This window comes from Bradyrhizobium tropiciagri, assembly GCF_001189845.1.
GTDB lineage: Bacteria > Pseudomonadota > Alphaproteobacteria > Rhizobiales > Xanthobacteraceae > Bradyrhizobium > Bradyrhizobium tropiciagri.
Genome location: NZ_LFLZ01000096.1, coordinates 14223 through 28055, shown reverse-complemented (window position 1 = coordinate 28055; position 13833 = coordinate 14223). Strand labels below are relative to the sequence as shown.

General features: G+C 65.8%; 9 protein-coding genes and 2 pseudogenes. 2 read left to right on the top strand and 9 right to left on the bottom strand.

Annotation, left to right across the window (positions count from 1 at the left end; translation table 11 throughout):
• Nucleotides 1-70 precede the first annotated feature (70 nt).
• Nucleotides 71-1927, bottom strand: coding sequence for a feruloyl-CoA synthase (locus AKN84_RS40335; protein ID WP_050425923.1), 1857 nt, complete (start codon nucleotides 1925-1927; stop codon nucleotides 71-73).
• Nucleotides 1928-2079: 152 nt separating this feature from the next.
• Between AKN84_RS40335 and AKN84_RS40330 the strand changes: the two genes are divergently transcribed.
• A complete protein-coding gene (locus AKN84_RS40330) occupies nucleotides 2080-2601 on the top strand; it encodes a MarR family winged helix-turn-helix transcriptional regulator (protein WP_128971595.1) in 522 nt (173 codons plus the stop codon).
• Nucleotides 2602-2837: 236 nt separating this feature from the next.
• A pseudogene (atzF, locus tag AKN84_RS40325) lies at nucleotides 2838-4630 on the top strand (allophanate hydrolase).
• A 149-nt stretch (nucleotides 4631-4779) separates the two neighbouring features.
• Here the strand turns inward: atzF and AKN84_RS40320 are convergent.
• The 8 genes and pseudogenes from AKN84_RS40320 to AKN84_RS40285 all read right to left on the bottom strand — a co-directional run bounded on the left by AKN84_RS40320 (nucleotide 4780) and on the right by AKN84_RS40285 (nucleotide 13516).
• On the bottom strand, nucleotides 4780-5511 hold the full coding sequence (locus tag AKN84_RS40320) for a GntR family transcriptional regulator (RefSeq protein ID WP_050425919.1): 732 nt from the start codon (nucleotides 5509-5511) through the stop codon (nucleotides 4780-4782).
• Nucleotides 5512-5528: 17 nt separating this feature from the next.
• Nucleotides 5529-5921: an oxalurate catabolism protein HpxZ gene (gene hpxZ, locus AKN84_RS40315; RefSeq protein ID WP_050425918.1), complete on the bottom strand. Its 393-nt coding sequence runs from the start codon at nucleotides 5919-5921 to the stop codon at nucleotides 5529-5531.
• A 1-nt stretch (nucleotide 5922) separates the two neighbouring features.
• Nucleotides 5923-7320: an AtzE family amidohydrolase gene (locus AKN84_RS40310; protein ID WP_050425917.1), complete on the bottom strand. Its 1398-nt coding sequence runs from the start codon at nucleotides 7318-7320 to the stop codon at nucleotides 5923-5925.
• A gap of 7 nt (nucleotides 7321-7327) precedes the next feature.
• Nucleotides 7328-7507, bottom strand: coding sequence for a DUF4089 domain-containing protein (locus AKN84_RS40305; RefSeq protein WP_050425916.1), 180 nt, complete (start codon nucleotides 7505-7507; stop codon nucleotides 7328-7330).
• 69 nt (nucleotides 7508-7576) lie between these two features.
• Nucleotides 7577-9397: pseudogene (locus AKN84_RS48435) on the bottom strand (dipeptide ABC transporter ATP-binding protein).
• Between the two features lie 283 nt (nucleotides 9398-9680).
• Complete coding sequence (locus tag AKN84_RS40295; RefSeq protein ID WP_050425915.1) at nucleotides 9681-10580, bottom strand: ABC transporter permease; 900 nt, start codon at nucleotides 10578-10580, stop codon at nucleotides 9681-9683.
• Nucleotides 10577-11602 carry an ABC transporter permease gene (locus AKN84_RS40290; RefSeq protein ID WP_050425914.1) on the bottom strand — a complete coding sequence of 342 codons (1026 nt, stop codon included), beginning with the start codon at nucleotides 11600-11602 and terminating at the stop codon, nucleotides 10577-10579. The genes AKN84_RS40295 and AKN84_RS40290 overlap by 4 nt, the downstream gene beginning before the upstream one ends.
• A gap of 291 nt (nucleotides 11603-11893) precedes the next feature.
• A complete protein-coding gene (locus AKN84_RS40285; RefSeq protein WP_050425913.1) occupies nucleotides 11894-13516 on the bottom strand; it encodes an ABC transporter substrate-binding protein in 1623 nt (540 codons plus the stop codon).
• Nucleotides 13517-13833: the final 317 nt, after the last annotated feature.

The window sequence follows — 13833 nt, the reverse complement described above, 5'->3', positions numbered from 1 at the left end:
CCCTCCCCCGCAAGGGGGGAGGGAACCCTTCCCCTGGTGCCTTCCTCACTAGAGCCCGCTCTATCGGCCCTCAGCCCGCGCAGGCGATCGGCTCGGACGACGCGTCGTCCTCCAGCACCGCCACTGCTGCAGCGCGGCGGGTCAGCACGGCGCGCTGGTTGATGTAGCCCTTGTCGGTGATCTCGCCGCCGTCGACCGAGGCGGGCTCGGCCAGCAACAGCGCACGGGTGGCATGGCCGGAGGAATGGCCGCCTTGCGCTTTCAGCCGTGCCAGCCCCTGCCCGATCGCGGAACGGACCGCTGGATGGCCGATCGCCTCCTGCGCGTCGGCGGTTTCGGGCAGCCCGGCCAGCGAGCGGCAGGCGGCAAGGTTCGGAAACACCAGGAAGCGCACCTCATCGCGACCGTGGCCGGCGACGACAATGTCCTGCGCGAGCGGCGCAAGCGCCGCGATGCCGGCGACGCGCAAGGTGCCGACGCTGACCCAGGTGCCGGAATTGAGCTTGAAGTCCTCCGCCACCCGTCCGTCGAAGAACAGGCCGAGATCCGGCCGGTCAGGATCGGCGAAGGTGACGGCGTCGCCGATCCTGTAGAAGCCTTCGTCATCGAAGGCCTCCGCGGTGAGTTCGGGCGCCTTCCAGTAACCCGGCGTGACATTGGGCCCGCGCACGCGCACCTCGAGTTTGTCGCCCGACGGCACGAGCTTGAGCTCGGTACCCGGGATCGGCACGCCGATATTGCCGGAGCGTTTTGCAAGGAAGTGACAGTCGGTCGCCAGCGGCGAGGTCTCGGTCGAACCCCAGGCCGACACCATCGGCAGCCTGCGGCCGACCGCTTGCAGCGACAATTCCTCCAGCGCATCCCACAGATTCTGCGGCAGCGCCGCACCGGCATAGAAGGCGAATCTGGTGCCTTCGAAGAATTTGCGGCGCAGTTCCTCGTCGGTGCGGAGTGCGGCGATCAGCATGTCGAAGCCGCGCGGCACGTTGAAATAGACTGTCGGCACCACGCTGCGCAGATTGGCGAGCGAGGTCGCGAACAGGCCCGGCGCCGGCTTGCCGCCGTCGATATAGAGCGTGCCGCCGTTGCGCAGCACCAGGTTGAAATTGTGGTTGGCGCCGAAGGTGTGGCTCCAGGGCAGCCAGTCGAGGATGATCAGATCGTCGCCGGATTGCTCGAGGAACGTCCAGGTCTGCGCCTTGGCCTGCTGGCTCGAGGTCAGCATGCGCTGGGTGTTGATCACGGCTTTCGGCATGCCGGTCGAGCCCGAGGTGAACAGGAATTTTGCGATCGTGTCCGGCGTCACCGCGGCAAAGGCTTTTGCCACGTCCGGCAATTCCAGCGTCGCTGCAATGGCGCGGAATGCCAGCGCGTCAACGTCCTCGGGATTGCCGCTGACGATGACGGCGCGATGCAGCGGCTTGATCGCGGCAAGCGCCGCGGCAAACGGCTTCGTGCCCGTGACATAGATCGCGCCGGGATCGAGCAGGCTGATCATGCTCTTCAGCTTGTCGAAGTCTTTCGACATCAAGGAATAGGCCGGCGAGATCGCGGCCGAGGGCACGCCGACATGCTGGGCGGCGAGCGCGAACAGCGCGTGGTCAATGCCGTTGTCGGAGAGGATGACGAGCGGCCGCTCGGTGCTCAGCCCTTGCGCCAGAACCCACGATGCAGCGCGCCGTACGATCCCGAGCGCGTCGCGATAGCTGACGGTGCTCCAGGGCGCCTCAGTGCCGGTGCGCTCGCCGAGGAAGATACGATCCGGCGCCTGCCGCGCCCAGTGCTCCAGCCAGTCGCCGACGCAGCGGGCACTTTCCTTCAAGGGCGTGGTGGAACGGACCAGGATGCTGCCGTCGCCACGTCGATCCGCCACGATGGCAGGCGCCGCGAACAGGCTGCTCGGATTGTCACCGCCGACGGCCGTCATGGTCTCCTCCTCGCCGTGTCGTTTCGGGATCGCCGCAATATGATGCGGCGCCGCGCTCCCGGCCGGCTCCTTGGCGATAATGTTGCGGACATCAATTGTTGTCGTCAACAACAATCTTTCCCTGTCGCCTCGGGCGCGCTAGCCTTGCCGTCATGGCAATCCGGCAAAAGACATCGCGCAAGGCGGCAGCAACGGCAGCGGCAATCCGCCGCCCCCGCGCGCGGGCGACCAATGGCGGGGCGCACGCCGGTGACGACATCGGCCTCGACGCACTGGTCGGCCACGCCGGCTATGCGGTGCGGCGCTTCCAGCTCTGGATCTTCCAGGACTTCATCAGGACGTTGGCAACGGTCGATATCCGCCCGACCCAATATTCGGTCATGACCGTGATCGGGGCCAATCCGGGCCTGAGCCAGATGGCGGTCGCCAAGCGGCTCGGGATCGAGCGCGCGCGCCTCGTGCATCTGCTCGACAGCCTCGAGGAGCGCGACTTCGTCAGCCGCATCCCGTCCGCCACCGACCGCCGTTCCCACGCGCTGCATCTGACCGCGCGCGGCAAGACCGCGCTGGGGCAGTTCAAGCGGCTCGCCGCCGAACACGAGCGGCATGTCGCCGAGAAGATCGGCAAGGACAACCGCGAGCGACTGCTGCAGATCCTTGCCTGCTTCAACTGATCCCGCGGCCGGATTTCGGCTTGGTCATGCCTGCTCTAAAATTAGGCATCGACACTCGCAAGCCAGCTTGCATCAGCGACCAGCGAGCATTTCAAACAACTGATATTGTGTAATAATTCGCCGCATCGCGACCGCGGATAAATTGTACACAATGGCACATTGCTTGCTTCGATCAGGCTGCAATTCCCTCGCGGCGGGCATCCGATGTCCAGTCGCTCAACAGACGAGCCAACCACGTGACTGAAACTGTCGCCGCGATCGTTGCCGCACACCGCACCAAGACCATGACGCCGGCGCAAACCGTGGCGCGCAGCTACCAGCGCATTCGCGAGCACAACGACCCCGCCATTTTCATCAGCCTGCGCGACGAGCAGGAGGCGCTCGCCGAAGCCGCGCGGCTCACGGACCCGACGCTGCCGCTCTATGGCGTGCCGGTCGCCGTGAAGGACAATATCGACGTCGCGGGCTTGCCGACCACCGCCGCCTGCCCGGCATTCTCCTATCTGCCCGCGAAGGATTCCACTGTTGTCGCCAGGCTGCGCGCGGCCGGCGCCATCATCATCGGCAAGACCAATCTCGATCAATTCGCCACCGGCCTGGTCGGCGTGCGCTCGCCCTACGGCATTCCCAAGAACCCGGTGCGGGGCGATCTGGTGCCGGGCGGATCGAGCTCGGGGTCCGCGGTCGCAGTCTCAGCGGGCCTCGTGCCGCTGTCGCTCGGCACCGACACCGCGGGCAGCGGCCGTGTGCCGGCAATGCTCAACAACATTGTCGGCCTCAAGCCGAGCCTCGGGCTGATCTCGAACGCGGGCCTGGTGCCGGCCTGTCGCACGCTCGACTGCATCTCGGTGTTCTCGCTCACCGTCGACGACGCGCTGGCCGCGCTCGCCGTCATGGCAGGTCCCGACGACGCCGATCCGTTCTCGCGCGACCGGCCGCTCGGACCGCTCGCGGCGTTTCCGGCGAAGCTGAAGCTCGGCATTCCCAAGTCCGGCCAGCTGATCTTCTTCGGCGATCGCGAGGCCGAGACGGCCTATGGCGCGGCACTGACACGCTGGCAGGCGCTCGGCGCCGAACTCGTCGAATTCGACCTCGAGCCGTTCTACGAGACCGCGCGGCTGCTCTATGAGGGCCCGTGGGTCGCCGAGCGTTATCTCGTGATCCGCGACCTCTTGGCGTCGTCGCCCGACGCGATCCATCCGGTGACCCGCGAGATCACCATCGGCGGTGCGCGGCCCACCGCGGCCGATACATTCGCCGCGCTCTATCGCCTGCAGGCGCTGCGCCGCGTCGCCGCGCGCACCTTCGCGCAACTCGACGCGATCGTGCTGCCGACCGCCCCGACGGTCTATTCGACCGCCGACGTGCTGGCCAACCCGATCGAGCTCAACTCGCGGCTCGGCACCTACACCAATTTCGTCAACCTGCTCGATCTCTGCGGCCTCGCGCTGCCGGCGGCGATGCGTCCCGACGCGCGCCGTTCGGCATCACGCTGCTGGCGCCGGCCGGCTGCGATGCGGAGCTTGCCAGCATCGGCCGCGTGTTCCACGCCGACACCGGACTTGCGCTTGGCGCGAAGGCGCTGCCGCAACCACCGCTCGCCGCGGTCCCCACGCAGGCCGCCGCCGACGAGATCACGATCGCGGTGGTCGGCGCGCATCTCTCCGGCATGGCGCTAAACCACGAGCTGACGACGCTCGACGCGCGACTCCTGGAAGCGACCACCACCGCAGCGGACTACAAGCTCTACGCGCTCGACACCACGCCACCGAAACCCGGCATGCTGCGTGTCGAGGCCGGCGCGGGTGCATCGATCAAGCTCGAGCTCTGGGCGATGTCAGCAGCCGCGTTCGGAACATTCGTCGCCGCGATCCCGCCGCCGCTTTCGATCGGCACCATCAGGCTCGCCGATGGGCGGCAAGCCAAAGGCTTCATCGTCGAGCCCGCCGCGATCGCCGGTGCGAAGGATATTTCGAGCTATGGCGGCTGGCGGGCGTCATGGCGGAGAGGGCGAAGGTGTAGCCGCTAGGCTGGTGCGCTCCCTTGCTTCGCTCTTGCGGGGCAGCCATATCTCACCTTCGTCATTGCGAGCGAAGCGAAGCAATCCATATCTCCGCGTGGATGGACAGATGGATTGCTTCGTCGCTTCGCTCCTCGCAATGACGGGATGAGCGAGAGCTACACCGACACCGCGTAGGTCTCGTATTCCCCGCGCACCTGCTCGATATGGGCGCGCATCGCCGCAGCAGCGCCCGCTTTGTCGCCGCGCAGGATGGCGACGACGACGCGGTCGTGCTCGGCGTGGGACTTTGCCAGGCGCCCGAGGTTGCGGAACTGGGCGCGGCGGAACGGTTGCACCCGCACCCGCGTCGCCAGCGTGATCTCGGCGATGTAGGCGTTCTGCGAGCCGGCATAGATCACGTTGTGGAAGCGCTCATTGACCTCGTGGAAGCGCTCGGGATTGCCGGTGTAGCTCAAGACCCGGAGCTCCTCGTGGATCGCCTCCAGCGCATGGCGCTCCGCCGGAATCATCCGCTCGGCGGCAAGGCCGGCGCAGATCGCTTCCAGCTCGGCCATCGCCTCGAACATGCCGGTCAATCTTTCAAGCGAAGGTCGCGCCACCACTGCGCCGCGATGCGCGCGGGCATCGATCAAGCCGCTCGCAGCCAGCTGCCGCAACGCCTCGCGCACCGGCGTGCGCGAGACGTTGAAGCGGCGCGCCAGGTCGGTCTCATCGAGCCCGGCGCCGGGCGGCAGCGTGCCGCGCACGATCTCATCGGCGAGTTGCAGGCGCAGCTCTTCGGCGCGCGTGACCTTGTCGACCAGCGACGACGGACGATCGACGCGCGGCACGACCGGCTCGGGTTCGGTGGCTTGCTGCGCGCGGGTCGGAAGATCGTCCAGGCTCATGGCTCAAGCGCTCGTGTTCAAACGCCTTTGGGCTCGTCGATGACGCTGACATGGGCCGCGACGATTCTCCAGCCCTCGGGAAGGCGAATCCACGTCTGCATCTGTCGTCCCACCCTACCCGGAGTGCTGTCCCGGTAGAACAGCGTCGAGGCGATCGCGGTGTCGCGGCCATAAGTCGTGATCACGGTACGGTCGATCTTGCGCATCAGGCCGACCGGCGAGCGCCCGGCGCGAAACGCCATGATCTCGGCGTAACCATAAAGGTTCTCGCCGATGCCGTAGCGCAGCGTGCGGCTGTCGTTGCGGAACAGCTCGTCGAGCACCGCCACATCGTTCGACAACAGCGCCGTCTCGTATCGCTGGAACTGCGCGGTGACTTCGGCAACCACATCGGGAAGATCGATGTCCATCCTATATTCCTCTCGGCGCCGGCGCGTTCGCAACGCCCATCTGTTCGAGCGCGTAGGCAACCCGCAGCGCGATGTCCTCGCGCCAGGGCGCGGCAATAATCTGAACGCCGATCGGCATCGGTTCAAGCGGCACCGGCACGGCCGCCACCGGCAGGCCGATGAAGGAGATCGGCTGGGTGTGGATACCGATATTGGGACGCACCGGAAGCTCGACCCCATCGAGCGTAAAGTTGGCCTGACCGATCTTCGGTGCGGTGCACGGGGTTGCCGGCGCCAGGATCACATCGACCGACTGGAACAGCTCCAGCACCCTGGCGCGATACCAGCGGCGGAACTTCTGCGCCCTGTCGACATGAACCGCCGGGACCATCGCGCCCGAAAACAAACGGTCGCGCACCGCCGGATCGAAATCGTTCGGACGCTTGCGCAGCCGGTCGAGGTGCAGCGCGGCGCCCTCGGTCGTGGTGATGATGAAGGCCGCCGCGCGGGCGCGCGCCGCTTCCGGCAGCTCCACGATCTGCGTCGCGCCGAGCGCCTTTGCCACGCGCGCGACCGCTTCGACAGCCTCCGGCAACAGATTCTGCTGGAAATAGCCGCCGGCGATCGCAATCCGCAGCCCGCTGATGCCTTCGGTCAGCAGCGGCATTGTGGGCTCGACCGGCCGCGCGACGCAGGCGGGATCGTCAGTGTCGGGCCCTTGCATGACGTCGTAGGCGAGGGCGAGATCCTTCACGCTGCGCGCAAACGGACCGAGATGATCGAGGCTGGCGACGAACGGAAAGGAGCGCGCGCGCGACAGCCGGCCATAGGTCGGCTTCAGGCCGAAGATGCCGCAGAATGACGACGGCACGCGGATCGAGCCGTTGGTATCGGAGCCGAGCGCAATCGGCACCAGCGCGCCGCCGACAGCACTGCCGGAGCCGCCCGAGGAGCCGCCGGCCATCCGCGCCGGATCGTGCGGATTGCGCGACGGACCGTCATGCGCGTTCTCGCCGGTGAAGTCGTAGGCGTATTCGCCCATGTTGAGCGCGCCGACCAGCACGGCACCGGCCGCTTCCATCCGCTCGATCAGCGTCGCATCGCGCGGCGAGGCCGGCAGGTCGCGATTGATCTTCGAGCCGGCGCGGGTCGAGAGGCCCTCTACGTCGAACAGGTTCTTGACTGCGAATGGCACGCCGGCGAGCGGGCCGACGGACTTTCCGGCTGCGATCTCCGCATCGATCGCACGCGCCTTTGCACGCGCGCGATCGGCGGTGACGTCGGTGAAGGCATTGAGGACCTTGTCGTGCACAGCGATCCGCGCAAGCGCAGCCCCGGTCGCTGCAACGGCTGTGATCTTGCGGCTCGAGACGGCCTGCGCGATTTCGGCGGCCGACATGGACGCGGGAGTTTCGGACATCGCGATCTCAGGCCGAATAGATCGCAGCCGACGCGGCGTCATCGGGCAGCGGGAAGTCATCGACCAGTTTCGCCAGCCGCAGCGCGACCTCGAGATTGGCGCGCACCGCCGGACGCCAGGCGTCATCCAGCGGCAGCTCCATCGCGCGGGCGGCGGCATTCACGTAGTCGTCGAGATGATCGGTCATTTCGCTCCCAATAACGATTTTGCGCATGATCTATTCGGAAAACCGGTTCCCACTTTTCCGGATCATGCGTCAAGCAACCGGCAACGGCGGATGCGGGATCGCCGTCAGCAGTTCTTTTGTATAGGCATCCTGCGGATTGCCCAAGACGGCTTCGGATGTGCCCTGCTCCACGATGCGGCCGGCGCGCATCACGATGACGCGATCACACAACAGGCGCACCACGTTGAGATCGTGCGACACGAACAGATAGCTCATGCCCATCGACTGCTTGAGGTCCTGCAGCAGGTTGAGCACGACAGCCTGCACCGACACATCGAGCGCCGCGGTCGGCTCGTCAAGGATCACGAGCTTCGGATGCAGCGCGATGGCGCGTGCGATGCCGACGCGGGCCTTCTGACCACCGGACAGCTGGTGCGGAAAGCGGTCCAATAGATTGACCGGCAGGCCAACCAGGCGCGCGAGCTCCTCGCAGTGGTCGCGGAGCGCGTCGCGCCCTTTGATGTCGCCGAGCTGCATGATCGGATCCGCGATCGCACGCGCCGCGGTGAAGCGCGGGTTGAGGCTGTCGGTCGGATCCTGGAACACCATCTGGATCTGGCTGCGCTGCGGCAGCCGCGCGAAGGATTGCGGCATGATGCCGCCGATGTCCTCGCCGTCGAACACGATGCGGCCGGAGGTCTGGTCCAAGAGCCGCATCACCATCATCGACGTCGTCGACTTGCCGCAGCCGGATTCGCCGACCAGTCCGACGCTCTCGCCATGGTCGATCGAGAAGCTGATGCCGTCGACGGCGCGGAAGATGTCCTCCTCGACCGGCGGCTTGCGGCCGAACAGTTTTGTGAGCACCGAGCCCGCGCTGGCGGGGGTATTCCTTGACGAGCTTTTCGACTGACAGGAGGGGTTGCTGCTCCCTCTCCCCGTTCTTTACGGGGAGAGGGCTGGGGTGAGGGGCTATATCCGCGAGCGGAGTACTTGGAGAGTCCCCCTCACCCGCCACGCTCAGGCGCGCAAGTGCGCTGCCGAGCGTGTCGGCCTCTCCCCGCGTGCGGGGAGAGGCAAGGAGTCCTCTTCCGGCAACAAATCCCTGAGCGACACCCCGAGCCGCGGCGTCGCGCGCATCAGCTTCTTGGTATAATCGTGCTGGGGCGCCGCGAAGATGTCGGCCGACTTTGCGGTCTCGACCACGCGGCCCTTCTCCATCACCACGACGCGGTCGCAATAGGCGGCGGCGAGGCCGAGGTCATGCGTGATCAGGATCGTCGACATCGACCGGCGCCTTGTCAGCTCGACGATCAAATCCATCACCGCCTTCTGGGTGGTGACGTCGAGGCCGGTGGTCGGCTCGTCGGCGATCAGGAGCTGCGGGTTGCAGGCCAGCGCAAGCGCGATGACGACGCGCTGGCACATGCCGCCTGACAGCTCGAACGGATAGGCATGATAGCGCTCGCGCGGCCGCGCGATCTTGACCTGCTCCAGCGCCTCGATCGCCTTCTCGCCGCGGTCGGTGACCTGGGCCTGCTGCACATGCTGGCGCAGCACGTCCTCGATCTGGTGCCCGACCTTGCGGATCGGATTGAGCGCGGCGCGCGGATTCTGGAAGATCATCGAGACTTCGCGGCCGCGCAGATCGCGCATCTGGCTCTCCGAGGCCGACTTGACGTCGATGCCGGAGAACATCACCGAGCCCTCAGCAATCCGCCCCGCCCGATCGAGGATCCGCATCACCGCATAAGATGTCACCGACTTGCCGGAGCCGGACTCGCCGACGATGCCGACGGTCTCACCCTTGGCCACGGAGATGTTGACGTGCTGCACGGCTTTCACGATGCCGCGGCGGGTGGAGAACTCGACGGTGAGGTCGCTGACGTCGAGCAATGGCTGCGCGGTCATACGCGCCTCCCACAAAATATCGAAAACAACCCCATGCAAAGCAGCAATGCGGTAGCATGACACCGTATCGAGACAGTCATCACGTCCTCCGCTGACGCGCTTCGTTCCCTCTCCCCGTTCTTACGGGGAGAGGGCTAGGGTGAGGGGCCTCTAGCAACGAACTCAACTGGCCGAGGAGTTCGCGGAGACTCCCCCTCACCCGGATCGCATTCCATGCGATCCGGCCTCTCCCCGCAGGCGGGGCGAGGCAAAGGAAAAGGCGGCGCAGGCTGGAGATCATCGCTCACGTCCTCCGCTGCGGGTCGACGATGTCGCGCAGGCCGTCGCCGAGCAGGTTGAAGCAGAACACCGCGATCATCAGCGCGAGGCCGGGGAATAGCGCGATCCACCATTCGCCGGACACCATGAAGCCGGCGCCCTCGGCGACCATGATGCCCCACTCCGCGGTCGGCGGCCGCACGCCGAGCCCGATGAAGGACAGGCCCGCGGCGTTGAGGATCGCATAGCCCATGGTCAGCGACATCTGCACGATCATGATCGGCATGATGTTCGGCAGGATGTGACCGAGCAGGATGCGGTATTCGCCATTGCCTGACAGCCGCGCCGCCTGCACGAAGCCGGCGTTGCGGCGGACATTGGCTTCGGCGCGCGCGACGCGGGCATAGAGCGGAAAATTCACGATCGCGGTCGCGATGATGATGTTCTGCACCGTGTTGCCGAGCGCCGCGACGATACCCATCGCAAGCACGAACAGCGGAAACGCCATGATGGTGTCGGCGATGCGGCCGACGATGCGGTCGGTCCAGCCGCCGAAATAGCCGGCGGCGATGCCGGCCAGCCCGCCCATCAGGAACACCAGCACGACGGAGGCGACCGCGATGAAGGTGTCGAGCCGGGTTGCGACGATGACGCGGCTGAAGATGTCGCGGCCGAGCTGATCGGTGCCGAACCAGTGCGCGGCGGACGGCGGCTTCAATGCCGCCGCGGTGTCGGACGCGAGCGGGTCGTACGGCACCACATAGGGGCCGAACAGCGCGGCGAACATGATCAGGATCAGCAGTGCGAAGGCAAAGCCGGTGACCTTGTTCTCGCCCAGCACATAGCGGGTCTGCTCGAAGACTGCGGCAAGTCCGGATGTGCGGGCAGGCCCGGCCGGTTCAACAGTGGGGGCAACGCTGCTCATCGGTCCTCCCTACCCTTCCAGCCGGCGCGCGGATCGATCACGCCGTAGAGGATGTCGATCAGCAGGTTGAGCAGCACGTACATGACCGCCATGGTCAGCACGAAGCCTTGGACGGGCGCGAAGTCTGATGCGATCAGCGCCTCGACCGCATAGGAGCCGATGCCGGGCCAGGCGAACACCTTCTCCACCAGCACGTTGGCGCCGAGCAGGAACGAGAACACCATGCTGAGCGTGGTGATGACCGGCAGCATCGCGTTGCGGAAAGCGTAGGTCACGATCACCTTGCCTGGCGACAGGCCACTGGCGCGCGCGGTGCGGACGAAATCCGAGGCCAGCACCGCCAGCATCGAGGCGCGCGTCATGCGCGCGATCGGCGCCAGCGAGAAGATCGCAAGCGTCACCGCCGGCAGGATCAACTGGCTGAGTGCCGAGCGGAACGCCTCGAAGTCCCGCGCGATCAGCGTGTCGATCAGATAGAAGCCGGTAACGGTCGGCGGCGCGCTGTAGAACACGTCGAGCCGGCCGAGTGGCGCCGGCGCCCAGCCGAGCCGGAAATAGAACACGTACACCAGCACGAGCCCGGTGAAGAACACCGGCAGCGACACGCCGGCCGTCGTCGTGACGCGGCAGAGATGGTCGATCCAGGAGCCCGGCCGCGTCGCCGCCAGCACGCCGAGCGGGATCGCCATCACGATCGAGACGACGAGGCCGAGCAGGGTGAGCTCAGCCGACGCCGGCAGGCGATTGCGCAACTCGGCCGCGACCGGCTGGCCCGTGGTGAGCGAGGTGCCGAGATCGCCGCGGGCGAGATCGCCCGTGTAGCGGACGAACTGCTCGATCAGCGGCTTGTCGAAGCCGAGCTTCTTCCTGATCTGGTCGACCGCCTCCTTGGTCGCCGCAGGCCCGGCAAAATACGCCGCGGGATCGCCCGGCAGCGCGCGCGTCAGCAGGAACGTCACGATCACGACCCCGATCAGCGACGGGATCGCGAACAAGAGCCGCTTGCCGATCAGGGACAGCATGACTTGCTCCCAACGGCACCATGCAAAGCCACAACGGGACTGGTAGGGCTCCCTCCCCCCTTGCGGGGGAGGGTTGGGGAGAGGGGTGGCCGCTTGCTCAGAGGCCAGATACAGCGCACCGACCATGCGCTCGTGATGCGGCGAATGGTTCGGCACGATCTCGCTCGACGTCGTCCATACGAGCGTGCGGCTTACCCCTCTCCCCACCCTCCCCCGCAAGGGGGAGGGAGCCTGAGAGACGTGGCCACCTCACTTGCACACGCGGATGCATCGCGAGCTCGCATCACCGCCTCACCCCTTCGCCATCGCGCGATAGTCGAGGCGGCGGTGGAACCAGTATTCGTAGCCCGAGATGTTCTTCTGCATCGCGACGTTGACGAAGGGCTGATAGAGCGGGATGCGCGGGATGTCGGCGAAGGCGAGATCGACGAAGCCCTTGACGTCGGCGTCGTAGGCCGCGCTGTCGCCGTTGGCGGCGGCGATGCGCGCGCCGTCGATGAGCTTGTCCATCTCCGGCGACTTGTAGCTCATCGTGTTGAAGATCGAATTGTTGCCGTGATAGCACCAGTAGAAGAAGTACTCGGGGTAATCGAGCCAGCCCGAGAACACGTTGGTGAACAGCGGCATTTCCTTCTTGGTGAGCTCGGTGCGCCAGTTGGCGCCGGGCACCTTGTTGATCGTGGTCTTGATGCCGAGCTGCGCGAGGCTCTCCTGCACCAGCACGCAGAGCGGCTCGTTGACCCCGGCGAAATTCAGGTCGAACGAGATCGTGGTCTCGAAGCCGTTGGCGTAGCCGGCCTCCGCGAGCAGGGCCTTGGCCTTCTCCATGTCGGTGACATACTTGGTCGGCTGCGGCCAGGCGACCTCGGTCGGCTTGTCCTTGGCGGCGCCGAACATCGGGTTGGCGAGGCCGAACAGCACCGCATCCATGATTTTTTGGTAGGGCATCGCGTAGGCCATCGCCTGCCGCACCTTGGGATTGTCGAACGGCGGCTTGGTGACGTTCATGCCGATATACTGGATACCGTTGGAGAACGGCAGCGAGACCACGTTGAGCTTGCCGTTCGCCTTCATCTCCTGGAAATCCTTGAACGGCAGCTCGTAGGAGATGTCGGCATCACCGCGCTCGAGCAGCGCCCGGCGGTTGCCGGCCTGCGGCACCATGCGCCAGATCACGCGCTTGATCTTCGGCAGCGGGCCCGAGACCCAGTCGTCGTTCCGCTCCATGACGACTTCGGTGCCGGCGGTCCATTTGGTCACCTTGTAGGCGCCGGAGCCCGCGGTCTGCTGCTTGGTGAATTCGAGGCCCCACGGATCCTTCTCGCTGGCGTTCTTCTTCACCAGCTCCGAGTTGACGACGCAGGGCACGATGACAGCGAGGTCGGGGATCGTGAGCTTGTCCTTCCAGAGGAAGTCGACGCGCACCGTATGGTCGTCGACGATCACGAACTGCTCGGGCTTGGTCAGCGAGCCCGCGCTCATCTGGAAGGTCGGGAAGCCGCCGACGCTGACGGCACGGTCGAGCGACCATTTGACGTCCTTCGCCGTGACAGGCGTGCCGTCATGGAATTTGGCGTTCTTGCGCAGCTTGAAAGTGACCGACATGTCGCCGATGTTCATGTCCTCGGCGAGCTCGGGCTTGAACTTGTCGCGGTCGTAATAGGGCACGCCGCCGGGGCCGCTCTTCATCTCGTGGCTGATCAGCCGGTCGTAGCAATTCCACGACACCTCATAGCCGGGCACGTTGGTGCCGATGCCGTGGATGTCGAGATTGTTCGGACCGCCTTCGGAGACGATGAGCAGCGTCTCGGAGCGCGCATCGGCCTTGGCCGGCGACCAGATCGCGGGCGCGGTCGGCGCCAGCGCCCCCGCGGCCAGTCCAGACACCGATTTGAGGAAATCGCGACGCTTCATGTGATGCTCCACGCCCGGGAGCGGGCCTTGGAACTCAGTTCGCAAGGATTGTGCCAACCCTTAACGAAAGCTTATGAGGAGCTAACTATATGTAATTATTTGATAAATATGGCAAAGGTATCTTGGTCCACCGTACGCGAAGCATCTCGAATTGCATACAAAGGACGACTGTCTGCTCAATGTATATGCACAGCACGGACGATGCTTGCGTTCTGGCCGATAGCAGAGACCGGCAGCAAGGCTGGCTAACCCGACCGCGATACAGGCGCTTCCTCCGCCGTCATTGCGAGGAGCGATAGCGTCGAAGCAATCCATCT

Coding starts and splice junctions, on each gene's coding strand:
- AKN84_RS40295 (WP_050425915.1), bottom strand. CDS start 10,580: ATGAGCAGCGTTGCCCCCACTGTTGAACCGGCCGGGCCTGCCCGCACA.
- AKN84_RS40285 (WP_050425913.1), bottom strand. CDS start 13,516: ATGAAGCGTCGCGATTTCCTCAAATCGGTGTCTGGACTGGCCGCGGGG.
- AKN84_RS40290 (WP_050425914.1), bottom strand. CDS start 11,602: ATGCTGTCCCTGATCGGCAAGCGGCTCTTGTTCGCGATCCCGTCGCTG.
- AKN84_RS40335 (WP_050425923.1), bottom strand. CDS start 1,927: ATGACGGCCGTCGGCGGTGACAATCCGAGCAGCCTGTTCGCGGCGCCT.
- hpxZ (WP_050425918.1), bottom strand. CDS start 5,921: ATGGACATCGATCTTCCCGATGTGGTTGCCGAAGTCACCGCGCAGTTC.
- AKN84_RS40320 (WP_050425919.1), bottom strand. CDS start 5,511: ATGAGCCTGGACGATCTTCCGACCCGCGCGCAGCAAGCCACCGAACCC.
- AKN84_RS40310 (WP_050425917.1), bottom strand. CDS start 7,320: ATGTCCGAAACTCCCGCGTCCATGTCGGCCGCCGAAATCGCGCAGGCC.
- AKN84_RS40305 (WP_050425916.1), bottom strand. CDS start 7,507: ATGACCGATCATCTCGACGACTACGTGAATGCCGCCGCCCGCGCGATG.
- AKN84_RS40330 (WP_128971595.1), top strand. CDS start 2,080: ATGGCAATCCGGCAAAAGACATCGCGCAAGGCGGCAGCAACGGCAGCG.